This window comes from Desulfosediminicola flagellatus (assembly GCF_005116655.2).
Lineage (GTDB): Bacteria > Desulfobacterota > Desulfobulbia > Desulfobulbales > Desulfocapsaceae > Desulfopila > Desulfopila flagellata.
The window spans coordinates 5,117,640-5,134,532 of sequence record NZ_CP050698.1 but is presented as its reverse complement, the minus strand read 5'-3'; the positions used below and the strand labels follow the sequence as shown (position 1 = coordinate 5,134,532).

At 43.5% G+C, this 16,893-nt stretch carries 13 protein-coding genes; 10 read left to right on the top strand and 3 right to left on the bottom strand.

What is annotated here, in order from left to right; genetic code table 11:
* Positions 1–14: 14 nt before the first annotated feature.
* Positions 15–329 (top strand): DUF5329 family protein, encoded by a 315-nt coding sequence (locus FCL46_RS21270; protein WP_167505973.1) that lies wholly within the window; start codon positions 15–17, stop codon positions 327–329.
* Positions 330–600: 271 nt separating this feature from the next.
* Here FCL46_RS21270 and FCL46_RS21265 read toward each other — a convergent pair whose 3' ends face one another.
* A complete protein-coding gene (locus tag FCL46_RS21265) occupies positions 601–2,175 on the bottom strand; it encodes a phospholipase D family protein (protein ID WP_176371619.1) in 1,575 nt (524 codons plus the stop codon).
* 593 nt (positions 2,176–2,768) lie between these two features.
* Here FCL46_RS21265 and FCL46_RS21260 point away from each other — a divergent pair.
* From FCL46_RS21260 to FCL46_RS21245, 4 genes are all read left to right on the top strand, one after another.
* On the top strand, positions 2,769–4,805 hold the full coding sequence (locus FCL46_RS21260; protein WP_136809014.1) for an AsmA family protein: 2,037 nt from the start codon (positions 2,769–2,771) through the stop codon (positions 4,803–4,805).
* A 345-nt stretch (positions 4,806–5,150) separates the two neighbouring features.
* A complete protein-coding gene (locus FCL46_RS21255) occupies positions 5,151–7,043 on the top strand; it encodes a DUF389 domain-containing protein (RefSeq protein ID WP_136809015.1) in 1,893 nt (630 codons plus the stop codon).
* A gap of 8 nt (positions 7,044–7,051) precedes the next feature.
* Entirely contained in the window at positions 7,052–8,200 is a 1,149-nt protein-coding gene (locus tag FCL46_RS21250; RefSeq protein WP_136809016.1) for an ABC transporter substrate-binding protein, read from the top strand.
* Positions 8,201–8,365: 165 nt separating this feature from the next.
* The gene (locus FCL46_RS21245; protein ID WP_136809017.1) at positions 8,366–8,956 is read left to right on the top strand and encodes a hypothetical protein; all 591 of its coding nucleotides are present in this window, start codon (positions 8,366–8,368) and stop codon (positions 8,954–8,956) included.
* Between the two features lie 60 nt (positions 8,957–9,016).
* On the opposite strand, the gene FCL46_RS21240 is transcribed toward FCL46_RS21245, so the two are convergent.
* Entirely contained in the window at positions 9,017–9,466 is a 450-nt protein-coding gene (locus FCL46_RS21240) for a hypothetical protein (protein WP_136809018.1), read from the bottom strand.
* Between the two features lie 302 nt (positions 9,467–9,768).
* Positions 9,769–10,395 (bottom strand): D-Ala-D-Ala carboxypeptidase family metallohydrolase, encoded by a 627-nt coding sequence (locus FCL46_RS21235; RefSeq protein WP_136809019.1) that lies wholly within the window; start codon positions 10,393–10,395, stop codon positions 9,769–9,771.
* 629 nt (positions 10,396–11,024) lie between these two features.
* Between FCL46_RS21235 and FCL46_RS21230 the strand changes: the two genes are divergently transcribed.
* The 5 genes from FCL46_RS21230 to FCL46_RS21210 all read left to right on the top strand — a co-directional run bounded on the left by FCL46_RS21230 (position 11,025) and on the right by FCL46_RS21210 (position 16,875).
* Positions 11,025–13,700, top strand: a complete 2,676-nt coding sequence (locus FCL46_RS21230) for a winged helix-turn-helix domain-containing protein (RefSeq protein ID WP_136809020.1) — start codon at positions 11,025–11,027, stop codon at positions 13,698–13,700.
* A gap of 91 nt (positions 13,701–13,791) precedes the next feature.
* Positions 13,792–14,085 (top strand): hypothetical protein, encoded by a 294-nt coding sequence (locus FCL46_RS21225; protein ID WP_217909484.1) that lies wholly within the window; start codon positions 13,792–13,794, stop codon positions 14,083–14,085.
* Between the two features lie 3 nt (positions 14,086–14,088).
* A complete protein-coding gene (locus FCL46_RS21220) occupies positions 14,089–14,883 on the top strand; it encodes an ABC transporter ATP-binding protein (RefSeq protein WP_136809021.1) in 795 nt (264 codons plus the stop codon).
* On the top strand, positions 14,880–16,157 hold the full coding sequence (locus tag FCL46_RS21215; RefSeq protein ID WP_217909483.1) for an ABC transporter permease: 1,278 nt from the start codon (positions 14,880–14,882) through the stop codon (positions 16,155–16,157). Before FCL46_RS21220 ends, FCL46_RS21215 begins: the two co-directional genes overlap by 4 nt.
* A gap of 43 nt (positions 16,158–16,200) precedes the next feature.
* Positions 16,201–16,875, top strand: coding sequence for a DUF3299 domain-containing protein (locus FCL46_RS21210; RefSeq protein ID WP_136809022.1), 675 nt, complete (start codon positions 16,201–16,203; stop codon positions 16,873–16,875).
* The last annotated feature ends 18 nt before the right edge of the window (positions 16,876–16,893 follow it).

The window sequence follows — 16,893 nt, the reverse complement described above, 5'->3', positions numbered from 1 at the left end:
TGCTGAGTACAATAATGATATCAAGCCCTGCTCTGTGTAAAAATGCAGATGAAATTGATTATCTTTTGTCATTTATTTCCACAAGTGAATGCATGTTTATACGCAATGGGAAAGAGTATGACTCAGGAGAGGCGGCGGAGCATCTGGAGATGAAATACAATCATGTAAAAAAGAGGATAAATTCTGCAGACGTTTTCATAGAAAAAATAGCCTCTAAAAGCAGTCTGTCGAGAAAGGCGTATACGGTACGGTGCGAGGGAAAAGAAATATTATCTCAGCAGTGGCTGACTGAGGCTTTGCGGCAACACAGAACAACTGCTGTTAAGTGATTTACAGCAGTTTGTAATGCTGATTTTTCGTAACTGCTCACAGGGCACCAAATCTTTCCGCAAGCAGTCTGGTTTACGTATGAAATATACGCTTCACCAATCTGCTTGCGAAAATCTCCGGCACCCTGCAAGCAGCTACAAATACAGAGGTTTACAAAACCAAGTCGCTTACCCTGTAAGTAATTACGATTTCTCTATAATTGTCTCATTTATTGTCGCGATACCGTTTTTTTGTAAGCGATAAGTGAATCACTTTAAAGGTATATAAACGCTAAATTTGAGATTCGATCGGTAACCATCCGATTAGGCTAAGCAGTAATCTGCTCCAGATTCCCATGTTTGGTTCAGGGAAGAGGGCGATTGGCTCATCATCAACAAATCCGTGCCAGCGGATAAATTCTATATTGTCATTATCGTGGTGCAGCTCTAATCGAAAAGCTATTTTTTCGATATCCTTATCGAAAAAACTGACAAGACCATTCGCTATATCAGTGGAATCAACGATTACACCGATTTCAGTATTTTGAATGATTGATCTCGGGTCGAGATTCAGGGAACCGATAAAAACTGTTTCTCTGTCGAACACCATAGCTTTAGCGTGAAGACTCGACCGTGATTGGTACATTTTGCCTCCGCGGAAAACCTGCAGTTTTTTCTTTCCAAGATTTGTGTTGAGTTCATAGAGTTCAACACCTGCCCGTAACAGGTCATATCTGTATTTTGCATAACCAGCGTGTACGATAGGGACATCTGTAGAAGCATATGAATTTGTGAGAATTCTCACTCGAATACCTTTGCTGCGTAACTCACGCAGATAGTTCACACCAGATTTTCCGGGTACAAAATATGGCGAAATAATGATTAACTCATGTTGTATATTTTTAAAATACGGTTGCAGCTCTCTCGAAAGGTGCAATGTCGTGTCGGTAGTCGTTTGATTCAATTTGTCCGGGCTGTCTGCCACAACTTTCCCTTTTGCTACCAGGTATTCTATTGTGTTGGTGTGAATCGACTTTGCCAGACTCGAATCCCTCAGGCTTTTGAGATACCATGAGTCTTTTTTGCTTATCACAAAGTTATCAAGTTCTTCTCTCCCCCTGTCAATCGCCTCATCTGTAGCCTTGAAATCGGATAGATTCGTAATGGGGTAACTTAATTCGTGGTTCCAATATTCATCAAAGGCCACAGAGGCTTCACGGGCAATTGGGCCTATTGCAAGTATATCAATATCCAGAAAATCAAACTCAGGATCAGCAACAAAGTACTCATTCCCGATATTCCTTCCCCCGAGTATTGTTGCCACATTATCAATGGTGAATGATTTGTTGTGTGAGCGTCGTGTCTGTTTGCCAAACCCGGTAATAAACTGAATAGCTCGGTTGGTCCTTCTGTTGAACGGGTTGAATATTCGTACTTCAAAGTTTGGATGTGTATCAAGGAGTACACCCATATGATCCCTGCCGGCCATAGCAATATCATCCACCAATAACCTGACCCGGACACCCCTGTCTGCGGCCTTTAGCAACTGGTCAATAAAAAGTTTTCCGACAGTGTCATTGTGCAGCAGATAATATTGTGCATCAATTGTCTTTTCCGCATGTTGGGCAAGCGCACCACGTGCGACGAACGCATCAAGCCCGTCGTTAAGTAAAAAAAATGCGGATTTATCGGGATGATTTTGCAGTTCCTCAGCGGCAGACCTGCCCATAGTAGTCTGTTCTGGATTTGAGTAAGCAAAGGAGACTGATCTTCCTGAGTTATCCGGCATTCGCGCACAGCCTGCAATTAACGTTATCAACGATATCACCCATACGGATGAAACACGAAAAATTGCATTACATGACATGATGATATTCCTGAGTGAGAAGTTCATGGATAGAACTGTTAACCAGATAATTCGATGAACATCAGTTTGAAGAGCTATGTGTACTAAACGCTATTGAGTATATGGGACAGGTTCTTGTCGCAGCCATATGAGATATTCTGACTAAACGTCAATACGTCATTATATGTGCTGATGCTTATACGTCAAATAGAGATTTAGCATCTGCTGTACATTTTCATAGCTTCACATATTGAGTGAAGTTTTTTTTAAAAGACAATTTATTTGACATTTGACCTTCTGGTTCATGATAATGTTAGGCATGGGTGCGCTCTTTTTTACCTGCAAAAATCACATTATCAATCCATACAAAGAATTGAACGAATGACACTCATTGCCTAGGAGGCCTCCGAGAATGGCCTTTTGTCCAAACTCTTCGGAATTTTCAAAAAATAATGCTCGCAGATAAGCGAACGAAGTGAGACTTCGATATCATCTATATGACTGTGCTTATTTTTTTAAAATGTCTCGATTTTGACCAAAATCCCTATTCTCGGACAGTCTCCTAGGTGCAATGTTGTGATCGTAAAGCACGATGAAATAATCAGGAGGAGTAGATGAAAACTTTATTTCGTTGGCTATTTAGAACGTTTTTTGCATTGCTGCTGTGTGTCATTATTTTCGTCATAGCTGTAACATTTTTGCAGATTCCTGTAAATTTGACCAGGTTCAAAACTCCTATTGAGGATCTGGCGAGTAAAGCACTGAAACAGCCGGTACGAATTGATGATTCCATCATTATATCCACATCCCTCAAGCCTGTTTTTACCTTACGCGGGTTACGGGTTGAGAATACAGATAAATTTACCGAAAAAAACTTTGTATCTCTTGATCTTGCGCGGGTTCAGCTTGAGTTGCTTCCGTTGTTGCAGAAGAAAGTTCACATTGCAGAAATACACGTAACCGAACTGGATATCAACCTGGAAGAACTTGAGAATGGGGATGTTAACTGGATTTTTGCCTCCACTGAAAAGACTCCATCAGAAGCGACAGAAAAAAATGATCAGGAATCGGAACCTACTGCAAGTGATAAGAAAGCTAAGCTGACAAGCGATATGCTTGTCGTACGTAAGCTTACATTTGATAACATCATTGTTAATTACATAAGTCCCGAAGCAAAACTCTCCCGATTTGAGCTGACAAAATGTAATGGTATCATGCTGCCGGGGGAACCTATGAAAATGGATGCCAGCGGTATGTTGCAGTCTTTTCCGTATAACCTGGATCTTACAATATCTTCACTTGAGGAGTTTTTACTCAACAACCGCTCCGGGTTAGAATTGAATATCGAACTGGCAGAAACGCTTTTGAATTTTAAAGGTGATGTTAATCTCGAAAAAGCCCATCAAGAACTGGTAATGGAGGCTGCAATTTCCGGTGAAAATCTTAACAGTCTGGATAACCTGCTTCTTCTTGATCTTCCACCAATGAAAGCATATGGGGTTGAAGCCAGGGTACGCCTTAAAAAAGGTGTGGCTGAGCTGGAAAACCTGGCTGTCAAAACCGGATCAAGCAGCTTGAATGGAACTGCCCATATAAAAAAGGGAGATAAGGTTGAGGTTGCCCTGAATCTTCAATCTCCCATGATTCAACTCGATGATTTTGTCTTTGATGACTGGTCCTGGATCGGCGAAGAAAAAAAAGAAGAACAGGACGTTACAAAGGAGCAGGAGAAACAACCTGAAGAAGAAAAGGCAGGTGCGGGAGAGGAGAAAAAGCTGGGATTATTAGACCCTGAGGTGCTTGCGCAGCTGGATGTAAAACTCGATGTCCAGGCGGACGCTGTTCTATCCGGGAACGACGAACTTGGTAAAGGAACACTTGAAGCAACCCTTCTTGATGGAAGGTTAGCGGTGGATAAGCTTGATATCAGCATTCCGGGTGGTTTGATTCTGATGAAGGCATCTGTAAAACCGGGTAAGCAGCAGTCTGATGCATCTCTTGATGTTGAGATAGAAAATTTTGATATTGGTATTCTGGTAAGACGTTCTAAACCGGAAGCCAAGATGGGTGGCTTAGTTAATCTGGATATTGATTTAAAGTCAGTTGCAACCTCAGTCGACCAGATTTTGGCAAACGGTAATGGCTATTTTGATTTTTCCGGAGAATTAAACAATATCGCAGCAGGTATCATAGATTTATGGGCGGTAAACCTCATTACAGCGGTAGTCTCTTCAACTGAAGAGCAACAATCCGAAATCAACTGCGCTGTAGGCAGGTGGTCTGTAGTTGATGGCAAGCTTGTACCTGATGTCTTCTTTATCGATACCAGCAAAATTCGAATTTGCGGTGACGGTGAAGTTGATTTTAAGAACAATCGTGTTGATATAACCGTATCACCTACTCCAAAGCGACCTGAATTCTTTAATCTGGCAACTCCTGTTGAAATTCATGGTACCCTTGATGATATAAAATTTGGTGTTGGAGGAGTTACATCAGTCATCGGAACTGCGGTGAAGTTTATTGCAAGCCCGGTTACTACTCCAATCAAACGCCTTGTAAAAACAAACATTCCTGAAGATGGCAGTGATGCCTGTCAGGTAATCCTTGGTCCTGAAAATCGTACGGAAATCAAAATAGATGGGTGTAAATAGCGGGTTAGGTGGAGTTAAGCCTTTTCAATTACAACTTATACAGGTTTGTCCGGAAGTGTGGTTCTTTATAAAAAATCTGATCTTTTATTTTCTTAAAAGTCGTGCGATTATTTTAATGTATACAGCAGGTTTTTTAACTCGGAACAATCGGATAGTGGGCCTGTATTTCAGGTCAGGACAGTTGTATGATTATGAAAAAAAAATGTGAAAAAAATCTGCTGGAAACACATTTCAAGAGGACAATATCAGGTGAAATTCTTAAAGGTTAGTTACAAAAGTAGGAATTCGCCTTTTTCTGAGTTGCAACGCCCTCAATCTCAGTAACTTCAAATTCGCCAGGCAATCATGGCAGGTTATGTCACCAGAGCATTGTTCATCTATTCTACTGAAGGAGAACAATACAGAGAGCAGGTAGAAAACAATCCGGTTGGAACCCGCATTACTTCGATTGCCATTCAAGAACTGCCAGACAATCAGGAAACCGTTACACATGCAGACCATGCTGTAGTTTGCGGTGAACTTAATGAAATAAAGACAATTTTAGAGTTGGCGCAAAAATACGGATTCAGTGTAGGAATTCTCCCACTTTCTAGGCAAAAGAAACTTATCCGTAGTTATCGGCTTCCCGTAAAAACTGATGACGCTCTGCTTCTTGCTCTTCAGAGCAGTCCGCATTTGATGGACCTTGTTTTCTGTAACGATACAGTACTGTTGTTCACAGGAAGCTTTGGCCGGGTACCTTTGGTGGCCAATGCTCAACATACTCATCTTTCCAAAATTATTTTACGGGGTATAAAACGGCTTTTCTCGCTGAAATTGCTGCCGGTCACGATTACCACGCTTGGTACAAACGAAACCACTATCGATACTGCGGTGAGTGGAGTTCTGATATTTGAAAATAGTGAAAAAAGTTTTGCAACCGGTTTGATAGATCATGAATATTCATGTGTTGATGAGATGGTCTCCATGTTGCTGATCGCGCCATTTTCCATTATCGCGTATCTGCAATTAATGCTTTACAGGCTCTTTGCTCCTACCAAAGCAGGTCGTATTCTCCCTTCTGTCGGCTTTATTAAAAGTCGGCATTTCAGGTTGGATTCAAAAAAGGATATCAAGTTCATAATTGATGGTGAAATAAAGATATCCACCCCTCTTGAATGTCGCGTAGTTCCTGGCGCTGTCCGAATTAATCATGGATGTAAAACACCAGTTGAGCAGGCAAGTGATGTAGGTAAAGAAAAGACAATTATTAATTCACTGCCTGCGGGTAAAGAATTATTGAAGGCAAAGGATAAGCGGGTGCCATTTTTCACCTATGCCTCTGAAGATCGGTTCAGGGATCTTTTTAAGGCACTACGAGCCGATGCAAAAATTGATACGATTTATATTGTACTCATGCTGCTCAGCACAATGCTGGCCTCGGTCGGTCTTTACCTCAACAGCTCATCTGTTATTATAGGTGCAATGCTTCTGGCTCCACTCATGGCTCCGATCATTTCAATGGCCATGAGCCTGCTTCGCTATGAGCAGATACTCTTCAGAAATTCCTTCTACAAGATTGCCCTGGGGGTAGCGCTGGCCCTTTCAGTCGGAGCAATTCTTACACTTATCTTTCCATATCAGCCATTCACCCAGGAGATGGCAGCACGCTTGAACCCATCTGTTCTTGATCTGATGGTCGCAATTGTTGCCGGGATTGCCGGTGCCTATACCAAATCATATAAGGAAATATTGCAGAGTCTTGCCGGAGTCGCGATTGCTGTTGCACTTGTACCTCCGCTTGCTGTTGCCGGTATTGGTTTGGGCAGGGGGGATCTCTATTTCTTCGGACAGGCCTTCCTGCTCTTCTCCACAAATCTTATCGGTATTATAATATCGGCAACTATAACTTTCAGGGTACTTGGATTCTCTCCGGTTGTACGGCATAGGCGTGGAATATTAGTAGTGATTTTGTCACTTTTCCTTATCTCCATTCCGCTCTACCTCGCTTATGATGAAATTGTGTTTCAAGCACGATTTGAGAAGAGCTGGCAGAGAGAGCGATTTCTAGTCAATGAAAAGTATTTAATCGTAAAGCAGGCAAAACTAACTAAATTCAGAGATCGAAAGATACTTACTGTCGAGATTTATGCGCGTGAAACTCTCAACAGATTTGACCTGACTGAGTTTAGACGAAAGGTTGTGCAGAACTTTCCCTATGATCTTGAGATCAGGGCGAAGATAATATATATCCCTTGAGCTTTCAGATGAAAATACTCACCCGAATGCTGTGCATAATTATACTTGGCATCACTATACTTCAGGTCGCATGCAGCGAACAGAAGCAGCCTCAAGCAAGTGGTAAAATCATTAAAATTGGCATTGTCGGCCCGTTTAGCGGAGAAGATAAAGGGTGGGGCATAAATGGTCTTCTAGGAGTAAAGACTGCTCTTCAGCTTAAACCATATCTGGCAAATGGAGATACAATCAAGCTGGTCGAGGCTGATGACAGAAACACCCCGGCATTAACATTTTCAGCAGTGCAACGCTTGATATTGCAGGAAGAGGTATCAGCAATCCTGCTCTTTTCAAGCAGTACTGCCGCCTACACTGTGGCGGATTTAGCTGCCAAATATAAAACACCACTTATTGCAGTACTCGCATCTCATCCTGAGGTAGTAAAAAATGATTGGATCACTCAGGTGACAGTTGATGACAAAGTGATGGGAACTGTTGCTGCGCTTTATGTCATTGATGAATTACTTATTGATGAAGTGGGTGTTTTTAAAGATTCTACCAATCCGCATTCAAAATTTCTGGCTGATGAGTTTGAACGCAAGTACAGGGCAGCAGGTGGTCGTGTAACCGTTATAACTCTTAATGAGAAAGAAGACGATTATTCTGCAATTGCCGAGCGGCTGCAAAGAAATGGTGTTGAATTTCTCTATCTTCCTCTTGATGCAGAGCAGATTATCTCAATTGAGCAGGCAGCACAGGAAATAGACTGGCATCCCCAGAGAATGGTGACTGATAATCTGTTGAGTAGAATGATCGTCCAGTTTTCTGATAAATTAACCTATGTTCAGGGAGTACTTGCTACAGATATATACTCATCAAACCTGCCGATGACTGACTATGGAAAACGGGTAAAAGAAATTTTTGAAAGCTCTTTTGATGTACCCGGAACAACCTTTGCCGGTTTGGGATGCGAGGGTACATCTCTCGTTATGACGGCAATGGAACGCTGTGAAGACAGTGCGAGCAGATCATGCATAAATACAATGTTACGTAGCAGCATCCCGCTTACCGGGCTTTTTGGACGAATACGGATCAATCCTGATGGTAGAGCAGAGCGCCCGGTATTTATTAACATTATTGAAGGGACTGACATGCATTCTGTGGTGAAAATCTACTAGTGTCATGTCATGTGTCAGATATCGTAATATTGTGAAGCTTTTTCTCTTCCTGCAAGGCATGACTGATGGATCATAGCAGCGCTATGTAACTGAAGGACTAACGAAGTCAGGAAGTGAAAAGGGCAAGCAGAATTAGACATCTGAGGCATGACAGGACACAAGGATATGAAGATGAATAAAGCGAGGCTAACTTTTCTCATGACCGTCATCCTGACATGCTATTTTTTTCTGTGTCTTGACGGCATTGAAGCATATGCGGGTGAATATGTAACTCGATCGGGTAAATCTCTATTTATTGAGGAGAGTCATCCTTTGGGGCAAAGTCTGAGTAATATCCAACTGAGATCGTCAGGATTTGAGCATGACCTCTCTGAAAATCTTAAAGACATTGACCCGATCCACACAGTTCATGTAGCAGACCTTGACGGTAACGGGTTTGACGAATTTTATATAGTCACGATATCCAGTGGGTCTGGTAGTTACGGAAATATAGTAGCCTTTGCCTCTAACAAAGATAAAAGTCTATCGATGATATATTTCCCTGAAATTCAAGAAGATGATGAACGTTTTGATGGGTATATGGGACATGATGTGTTCCAATTTTCGAATAATACGCTCATTAGATCTTTCCCGGTATATTTGTCTACCGATAAAAATGCGTCCGCTAATGGTGGGACACGCAAGGTAACATACGGGCTATTCCAAGGAGAGGCTTCATGGCAGCTCAGAATTATAGACTCTGAGGAAATAAACTAGCTCCCGGCTATTTTACATTTTGAGATGTAGGCAGTAATCGTACATTCCGGTCTGAATTGATTACTCAAGAACAGCAATTCTATCCGCTATGATTGCTTTCCTTCCCTTAATCTTGACGGAATCAATGGTGATTAATTCACCCTCTACCTCGAACCACATTCCGTTGAGCCGAGTGAATTTGTCTTGATCGGCTGTTGTTAAAATCAGCTCGTAAGAGTCGCCTTCAGGAGTTTTTATTGAAAAACCAGTAGATTCTCCGCCTATAGCCATCATCCCAGCTATGATAGCTCCTTGCACCGTAATCTGCTCGATATTATCGCCTTGAAGGCACAGACCAGATCGTTCATTATAGACATCGCCGGTGGTGCAGGAGCATTGGCTCGCATTCCCCCAAAGGTTAAGATCACGAGTGCATATTCCCTCAGGTCTTTGCCCAACCCGAGGCAAGGCCATTGCACAGGAGGTGGTAACTAATACGACACAAATTGCTATGCCTGGTGCTAGCTTCATTTCATAATTCCTCATGTCATGTGAATAAGAAGGGGGAGCTGTCACTCAATACACTATTGCAAGTCCGATTTATCTTAGTGTCCTGTCATGCTTCATATGTCTAATTCTGCTCGCCCTTTTCACTTCCTGACTTCGTTACTCCTTCTGTTACATAGCGCTGCTATGCTCCATCAGTTGTGCCTTGCAGGAAGAGAAAAAAGCTTCGCAACATTAGGACATCTGACACATGATATGACATTAGTTTATGTGGATTACTTAGAGGCAAGTTCTGGTTTTCTTGATGAAGCATGCTCTTAGTATTACTACCAGTTTCTGAAGCCACAAGTATCAATGTGGAATCGTACTCCTGAGTACAAACCTAATCCCACATTATATTTTTGCCCGTGCTTTTTGTGAACAGCTTTCAACTTTTTATGTAGTGCTTCTCTGGTAATATCTTCCTTAGGCACCATATCCAGGGCACAGAAGCTGAGATGTTTGCTCTGGGCTGCCCCTCCGGCAGTGGAATTGTAAATGCCGCTTCTTTCCCCGGATACCGGAATAACTATACCTATCTCGGGCTCAATGTATGTTTGAATAAATTTGATCGTCTTGATCATGTTGGGGAGGTTTTTCTTATCCGGGAGGGTGAATAGGGATGTATTGTTCATTACCCAATCTGTACCCTGCAGCAGAATCAGATAGAGGGGCATCGTTACTGTTATGTCATTGGCTTTAAAATCATCTGCGATTGCCTGTACACGTTTTTCAGCGTGGTTTAGCATCATCCAGGCTCTGAATGATGCGCGGGTTGGAACGTTGTATCCTTTTACATCGACGACAAGATCGTCATAGGTGATTTTTGTTTCGTCTTCGTAGAGTTTTGAGAAGTTCTCAGCAGTAGCAAGACCGGGGGCGAGAAGTAAAAGAATTAAGAATATTCTGAACATTGTGTGACCTCTTTACAATATGCCTGTCAAGCAGAGGCAGTGTGTTGATGCGTGCCGCTTTTTGATAAAACGATAATAGCGCAATACATAATCAAATTAACCTTCTTATTATAATCACTACCACCAGTTGGTGCTGAAGAGATATAGGGAGGAACCTGGTAGTTTTCAGAGGTAGGGAAGGGGTTGCGACCTGATTTTACTTAAAGAAAATCCTAGCAAAAAAAGGCAGAAGGGTGCTGCCGTGTTTCTGGTGTATTCCCTGAGTCTTGTCTGGGCAAATTGTGCACTGCTGCCTATACTGTTCAATTTAATTGAGCTTCTATCAGAATATGGTCGAAAAGCTGTTTGCAAGGAGTGTTTATGATTGCTAAAGGGCATCTCCTTATACAAATTCCTGGCTTGAAATATAGGGTAGTTCATTACTTCAAGGGTTTAGGATGCTGCAGAAAATCATAAAGTTGTTTTATGTAATAACTGACCTACCCATCTTCGGTTAGACCCCCTGTTTGAGAGGGTTAAAACAGCCACCAATGACGGAGTTGAATTCAACAAATTCATTGTTCCATCTTGTGTTTAATTACAAAATCAAAGATACTAAGAGGCACGGGTAAAAAAGGAATTCTTCTGATATGCCTCAAAAAACAATTTTACGCACAAAGCTCTTTAAGCCACAGATCCCAAATGATTTTGTTGATCGTGTTGAGCTTTTCAAGCGGCTGGAAAAAAGCGCGAACAATCGTCTGATTCTCGTCTCTGCTTCAGCAGGTTACGGTAAAAGTCTCACTGTCAGCAGGTGGCTTGAACGCTCTGGTATCAACAGTACATGGCTCTCTCTTGGGGAAACCGACAGCGATTTAGTATCATTTTTCCATTATTTTATTGAGGCAATTCAACAAAATTCGCCTAACTCTTGCGTTCGGTCGAGGGCGCTGCTGAGTGCACCAGTTCCTTGTTCTCGTGAAGAGCTTGCCAAAGACCTCATCAATGATCTCTCAGAGATACGTCATCCATTGCACCTCGTGCTCGACGATTACGGATTTATCCACGATCCTGACATACATTATGTTCTGGACTGCATACTTGAATATCACCTCCCGGCACTTTCCCTGGTTCTCATTACCAGGAGGGATCCATCGCTGAGTTTAACAAAACTGCGTGGTAAGGGAGTTCTTGTCGAAATACGGCAAACCGATTTAAAATTTTCTCTTAGCGAGACAAGAGAGTTTCTCAGAACCGTTGTAGCTGGTGACATTACAGATGAAGACTGTATGGAGTTTTATGATAAACTCGAAGGATGGCCAGCCGGTACCCGTATGGTAGCTCTTGGTTTAAAGGGACATGCCAATATCAAAGAATTTGCACGGGAGATGCGGGGAGATACTCGAGACATTAGGGATTACCTGATGTCGGAGGTATTGTTACACCAACCCACAGCCATTCGGGAGTATCTTGTTAAAACATCCATTCTCAACAGGATGTGTGCGTCACTTTGTGAGGCCCTTTGTGACCAACCTGATGTTGATGGTTCGATGTTTCTCCAACAACTTGAGAGATCAAATCTGTTCTACATCCCTTTAGATGGACATCAAAATTGGTTCAGGTACCACCACCTCTTCCAATCTCTTCTCCAATATTCCCTTGAAAAACGATTCAGCTCAGACGAAATTTCGGTTCTTCATGAGCGGGCATACTTATGGCTCAGCGAAAACGGTTTTATCGAAGATGCAATGCGTCACGCCTTGCTGGCGGGGAACATGAGACTTGCCGTATCCCTTGTTGCAGCAAACAAATCCATACTCATGGAAAAAGAAGAATGGCAACAATTGCGTCGCTTGATCCTGCCTCTTCCTGCCGAGCTTCTTCAGAGCGAACCTGAGATTCTGATGATAGGAGCCTGGTCCCTGATAGGTTTTCCTGAGATGAACCCGATTCTTGACTCTATTGAAAGCATAATGCTTGGATCTCCACAGGATTACCCTCGGGGAGGTCGGATATGGGGAGAGTTTCTGGTGCTCAGAAGCTTGCAAAGTTACCTCGATAGCGATGGCGATAAAGCATTACAGCAGGCCTCAAAAGCTCTTGAATATCTCCCTGAGGAGAATGGAAGTGAGCGGGGATTTGGGGTAATTATTCAGGCCGTTTCGCTGCAGATGAAGGGTGAAACTCTGGACGCTCAGAAGCTGGTACTTCATGCTCTGAGCACAAATCAATCCAAAGATTGTACATATCATGCCCGACTACTGAGTGCTCTTTGCTTTGTTTATTGGATGGATGGAAGGTTGAGAGATCTGCAACAGATAGCAAAGGTATATTTGGAGCTTGGCCAAAGATTAGGGTTGTCAGAGACGGTGGCTCACGCCCATTTCTTTTTAGGAGTCAGTAGTTATGAAATGAACGATATAGAAACGGCTTTCTTTCATCTGTCACAAGTGGTGGAAAAAGACAAAACCCTCAAGCTCGTGAATCGTCATAATTACGTACACAGCGGATTTGCCCTGGCATACGTCTATCTCGAAATGGGAATGGTTGAAAAAGCTCGAACAGTTACGGAGGCGATTGTAAAACTTGCTCTTGATATCAGCAACCCGTATATCTTAAGTGTTGCCAAAGCGTTCGAAGCAGATTTGGCAGTGCGGTTAGGAGCATTGAATGATGCCATGGCCTGGAGTAAAACATACGATTCATCCATCATGCGCCCGGCTCTGCGTTTCTACACTCCCAGACTCACACTTGTCAGAACATACCTGGCTGAAGGCTCGGCTGACAGCCTGAGTAAAGCAGCATCATTTCTAACCACACTGGATCGATATTTTCACAAAATTTGCAATTTCCAGTTTCAGATCAAAGTTCTGGCACTGCAGGCCTTGCTTCATGAAAAATCTGGAGAAAAAGAAAAGGCCATTGAGAAACTGACTGACTCATTTACTCTCGCAGAGCCAAGGGGGTTTGTACGCACATTTGTCGATATGGGGCAAGAGATGGCAGGACTCCTGATCAACTTTCCCACTGAACATCGTTTTGATGGTTATGCCAGAATGTTGCTGTCGATTTTTCCTGAAGCCGTTACAAATCAACGTAGATCTCAAGAGTCAGTGAGCAAGTCAATATTTCCATCTTTTACCAATCGTGAGCATGAGGTAATTACATTGCTACATGAAAGACTCAGCAACCAGGAAATTGCTGATAATCTGTATATATCATACGGTACTGTGAAACGGCACACAGCAAACATCTATAAAAAACTGGAGGTCAAAAATCGACGTGAAGCTGTAGACAAGGCCAAGTCTCTCAATATTATCTCGTAGTCACACTCATCTATTTCCCTTATCATCTACACCTTTTTTACACCTTTTTGGCACATTTTAATTTCTGAGAATTGCTCCTACACTGATTTGTATGGGAACAGCAACCACGGAAAAAAAAGACAAAGGTCAAAAAGCTCTTATTACCTATCCTGCTGAATATCAGATACATATTCAGGGACGGCTTGATATTGGCTGGTCAGATAGGTTGGCTGGTATGTCAATCACCACAAGAGGGGGAAAAGACAGGGTAGCCCGGACAATTCTACAGGGTGAGATTATTGACCAGTCAGTATTGTTGGGAGTACTTAACACACTCCATGACCTGGGATATGCAGTGCTGCATTTGAAATATCTTACCGAGGACTCTCAAGCGGAGGGAAACTAAAGGATGCTTGCAGCACTCAACACATCAGCGCGATTACGATCCGCCGTCTCAGGTACAACTTCACAAAAGGGCAGCACTACCGTTGAGATCGAGAATGCCCAATTCTTCTGGCGCAAGGCAACATCACCCACCCTGGAAATACCAAGATTTACCGCAAACCATGGGGAAAAGCTATTTGTTGAAGGTCCAAGTGGTTGCGGTAAATCAACCTTTCTAGGCCTTCTGGCAGGAGTAAACAAAGCTGCATCTGGGACAGTCTCCATACTGGGGAATCAACTGGATTCCATGAGCGGGGCAGAGCGGGATTCTTTCCGGGCTGATCACATTGGCCTGATTTTCCAGATGTTTAATATATTACCGTATTTATCAGTTATAGAAAACGTAACCCTGCCTTGTCTGTTCTCAAAACATCGTCGAAAACGGGCCCTTTATAACGCAGAAAATATTACCACAGAGGCGATACGTATTCTTACTCGGCTTGGCCTTGGAGATTCATCAATCCTCAAACGAGCGGTAACAAACTTAAGTGTCGGGCAACAGCAACGGGTGGCTGCTGCACGCGCTCTCATGGGACAACCGGAACTGATCATTTGTGACGAACCTACCTCATCTCTTGATCCGGTAAACAGGGAGTCATTTCTCAATTTACTGTTCGAGGAATGCGAGAAAAGTGGCAGTTGTCTGATTTTTGCCAGTCACGACACCATACTCGCTCCCAGGTTTGACCGGGCTTTAATGTTTGATGAAATAAACGCAGTTCATGGTACGTCTTGCGCTACAAATAGAGAGGTGCAATGATGGCAGTTTTGCTCCTTGCGGTGAAAAGCCTCAAAAATCGATGGTTCACCACCTTTCTCACCATCGTTTCTATCAGTTTGAGCATTGCACTCTTCCTCTCTGTTGAGAGGATACGGCATGAGGCGCAGGCTGGATTTACCAATACCATTTCGGGAACGGACCTCATTGTAGGTGCTCGCACCGGTCAGGTTCAACTTCTGCTCGCCTCCGTCTTCAGGCTCAGTGATACATCTAATAACATCAGCTGGGAAAGCTACAAATCAATTGCCGGTACATCCCAGGTTAAATGGGCTATCCCCATCTCTCTGGGTGACACCCATAAAGGGTATCGGGTTCTTGGTACAAATGAAAATTATTACAAGCACCTGCAGTTTGGCAGTAAGCAGCATCTGAGCCTGGAAGAGGGAAAATGGTTTGCTGATGAACACGGAGCAGTTATTGGTGCCGAGATTGCAAAAGCCCTTGGATATTCAGTAGGCAGTGAGATTGTCGTTTCCCATGGCTCAGGTGATATAAGTTTTATCAATCATGAGCAGCACCCATTTCTTGTTTCCGGGATCCTTAAGAGGACCGGAACACCGGTTGACCAGACTGTCCATATCAGTCTCACAGGTATCGATGAAATTCATGCAGAAGTGACAATGGCAGAAGGCCACCAACACGATCCCCTTGCCGGCCATCTTGAATACGACGGTCATAGTGAGCTGGGTGGAGCTGAATCCCCCTCAATCAGTGCAATTTTTCTTGGGCTGCAATCCAGAAGAGATGTTTTGGCTGTCCAGAGATCAATTAATGAATACCAGGACGAACCGTTATCAGCAGTTATTCCCGCAGCAGCCCTGCAGGAACTCTGGAGAATAGTTGGGACAGTAGAAAAATCCCTGCTGGCAATATCAGGTTTTGTCGTCCTGGTTGGACTGATCGGTATGATGGTTGCCATTATGACCAGCCTCAACGAAAGACGGCGAGAAATGGCAATCCTCAGGGCGGTTGGTGCACGACCGGCACATATCCTTGGCCTTATCGTCGGGGAGGCGGCAATCATAGCGACGGTAGGTGTTATCCTGGGTATTGCAGCTCTCTATGGCCTGCTGATTGTTGTTCGGCCAATCATCGAGACCTATTTGGGATTGTTTATGACCATCTGTGCACCGTCCCTCAGTGAGGTAGCGGTGGTGCTGTCTATGTGTTTTGCAGGGGTGGTCATCGGCCTTGTACCGGGGTATCGAATCTACCGTTTTTCGCTGGCAGACGGTATGACGGTGCGGCTCTGAGGAAATTGATATGGGAAAAAGATCTTAATGTGGAGATAGGGGTATGACGAATAGGCTACTCAAATTGCTCGTTCTGATGGTGTTCTCACTATCGCTACTGGCGCCTGTTTTTGCCTCGACTGTAAGAGAGTTGACGTGGGATGACCTGATTCCCAGTTCAGTAAAGTTTGACGATCCATTTGCAGCATTGGACCGTGAGACCCTTGAGTACCTTGGATTCGTTGCCAGGGTGCGCAATATGATTGCCTCGGGCATAGAGATCAGCCCGGAAACGATGCAAGAGCTCGCAGAGATTGAAGCCATCCTGACCAGGGATGGCATTGATATCGATGGCCTGCTTGCTCGTCGTGGCAAAATTCGTGAACTTCGTAAAAAACGCGCAGGTGCGGTGGTGACCAACCTTGACGGTGCCTCAGTTAAAATGCCGGGGTACGTATTGCCGTTGGAATATTCCGATCATAAGATAACTGAATTTTTACTGGTACCATGGGTTGGGGCCTGCATCCATACTCCACCACCGCCGCCAAATCAAATTGTCCATGTGGTACTTGATAAAGGTAATGCGTTTGAAAGCAGAAGCAGGTACGAACCGGTTTGGGTTGCCGGTGAAATGATGACCCAAAACACAACCAAAAACCTCTTCCTCAAGGATGGGTCGAACGACATTAACGTCAATTACAAATTACAGGCCACCCTTGTTGAGAAATACAGGATGTAGAAACTTCCAGCCTGTAAG

Bases quoted from the DNA above. Each gene is read 5' to 3' on its own strand.
- FCL46_RS21270 (WP_167505973.1), top strand. From the start codon at position 15: ATGATATCAAGCCCTGCTCTGTGTAAAAATGCAGATGAAATTGATTAT.
- FCL46_RS21240 (WP_136809018.1), bottom strand. From the start codon at position 9,466: ATGAAGCTAGCACCAGGCATAGCAATTTGTGTCGTATTAGTTACCACC.
- FCL46_RS21245 (WP_136809017.1), top strand. From the start codon at position 8,366: ATGAAGATGAATAAAGCGAGGCTAACTTTTCTCATGACCGTCATCCTG.
- FCL46_RS21210 (WP_136809022.1), top strand. From the start codon at position 16,201: ATGACGAATAGGCTACTCAAATTGCTCGTTCTGATGGTGTTCTCACTA.
- FCL46_RS21230 (WP_136809020.1), top strand. From the start codon at position 11,025: ATGCCTCAAAAAACAATTTTACGCACAAAGCTCTTTAAGCCACAGATC.
- FCL46_RS21220 (WP_136809021.1), top strand. From the start codon at position 14,089: ATGCTTGCAGCACTCAACACATCAGCGCGATTACGATCCGCCGTCTCA.
- FCL46_RS21225 (WP_217909484.1), top strand. From the start codon at position 13,792: ATGGGAACAGCAACCACGGAAAAAAAAGACAAAGGTCAAAAAGCTCTT.
- FCL46_RS21215 (WP_217909483.1), top strand. From the start codon at position 14,880: ATGATGGCAGTTTTGCTCCTTGCGGTGAAAAGCCTCAAAAATCGATGG.
- FCL46_RS21255 (WP_136809015.1), top strand. From the start codon at position 5,151: ATGGCAGGTTATGTCACCAGAGCATTGTTCATCTATTCTACTGAAGGA.
- FCL46_RS21260 (WP_136809014.1), top strand. From the start codon at position 2,769: ATGAAAACTTTATTTCGTTGGCTATTTAGAACGTTTTTTGCATTGCTG.
- FCL46_RS21250 (WP_136809016.1), top strand. From the start codon at position 7,052: ATGAAAATACTCACCCGAATGCTGTGCATAATTATACTTGGCATCACT.
- FCL46_RS21235 (WP_136809019.1), bottom strand. From the start codon at position 10,395: ATGTTCAGAATATTCTTAATTCTTTTACTTCTCGCCCCCGGTCTTGCT.
- FCL46_RS21265 (WP_176371619.1), bottom strand. From the start codon at position 2,175: ATGTCATGTAATGCAATTTTTCGTGTTTCATCCGTATGGGTGATATCG.